Annotated in this window: 1 protein-coding gene; it reads left to right on the top strand. The window is 72.7% G+C overall.

The window, feature by feature from the left end; all coding sequences use genetic code 11:
• Nucleotides 1–1,287: beta-galactosidase (locus AB0M20_RS42805; protein WP_364307162.1), on the top strand; the 1,287-nt coding region annotated here is incomplete at its 5' end.
• Nucleotides 1,288–1,536 lie beyond the last annotated feature (249 nt).

Raw genomic sequence — 1,536 nt, 5'->3', positions numbered from 1 at the left:
ATCGTGCCGCCGCGGCTGGCCCCGGCCAGCGTCAACCCGGGCGGGCTGCTGGATTTCCGGCGGTTCTCCTCCGACGCGCTGCTCGAGCTGCTGCTGATGGAACGCGACATCATCCGCGAGTCCGGCGCCACGCAGCCGATCACCACGAACTTCATGGGTTCCTTCCAGCCGGCCGACTACTGGCGCTGGGCCGGCGAGATCGACGTGATCTCCGACGACAACTACCCGGACCCGCGCGACCCCGAGTCGTTCCGCTGGTCGGCCTTCACCCGCGACCTGATGCGCTCGATGAAGCCGGGTAAGCCCTGGCTGCTGATGGAACAGGCGCCCAACGCCGTCAACTGGCGGCCCAACAACGCGCCGAAGGCTCCCGGCCAGATGGCCGCGCTGAGCATGCAGGCGGTCGGCCGCGGAGCCGACGGGGTGCTGTTCTTCCAGTGGCGGCAGGCCGCGGCGGGCTCGGAGAAGTTCCACTCCGCGATGCTGCCGCACGCCGGAACAGAGACCCGGACCTACCGCGAGATCGAGAAGCTGGGCGCCGAGTTGCGGGACCTCGGTGAGTTGCCCGCGCCCGGCGGCGAGGCTCGGGTGGCGATCGTCTTCGACTGGGACGCGTGGTGGGCGATCGACCAGCCGGACCATCCCGCGCAGTTCGACTACGCCGCCGAGGCCCAGGCCTGGCACGCCGCGTTCCACCGGCGCAACGTGCAGGTCGACCTGGTGCGGCCGGACGGGCCGTTCGACTCGTACGAGCTGGTGGTGGCGCCGAGTCTGTACCTGATCCGGGACGCGGGCCCGCTGGTCGCGTACGCCGAATCGGGCAAGGTCCTGCTGGCCACCGCGTTCACCGACGTGGTGGACGAGCACGACCGGTTCCTGCCCGGCGGGTTCACCACCCGGCTCGGGCCGGCTCTCGGGATCCGCGTCGTGGAGTTCGAGGGGATCGAGGAGATCACCTTCGGTGACCAGCGCGGGGTGACGCTGCGCGAGGTGCTGCGGGTCGACGACGCCGAGGTGCTGGCCTCGTTCGAGGACGGCCCGCCGGCCTTCACGCGCAAGGGCGGCGCGTACTACCTGGCCACGCTGGCCGATGCGGCCGGCAAGGACGCGGTGATCGAGCGGCTGCTCGGCCACGCGAAGGTGGAGCCGGTGCTGCCCGATCTGCCGCCGCGGGTCGAGGCGTGCGCGCGCGGCGGCGTGCTCACGGTGATCAACCACAACCCCGAGCCGGTGCGGGCAGCGGGCGACCAGATCGAGCCCTACGGATACCGGGTCCATCGACCGTGACGAGGATCCTGGTGACCGGCGCCGACGGGCTGGTCGGGTCGGCCGTGGCGGCACGGTTGCGCGCCTGCGGCCACGAGGTGGTTCCGCTCGAGGGGGACGCCCGTGACCCGGCGGCGGTGTCCGCGGCGCTGGCGGGCGTGGGGGGGGGGGGGCCCCCTGCCCCCAGCCCCGCCCCCCCCCCCCCGCCCCCCCCCGATTTCGTCGTGACAAAAACGACCCCCCCCCACGGACTTCTGTGGTGCCCGGCCG

Source organism: Actinoplanes sp. NPDC051633 (assembly GCF_040681735.1).
In the GTDB taxonomy this organism is placed as follows: domain Bacteria; phylum Actinomycetota; class Actinomycetes; order Mycobacteriales; family Micromonosporaceae; genus Actinoplanes.
This window is presented reverse-complemented; position numbering and strand designations above follow the sequence as displayed.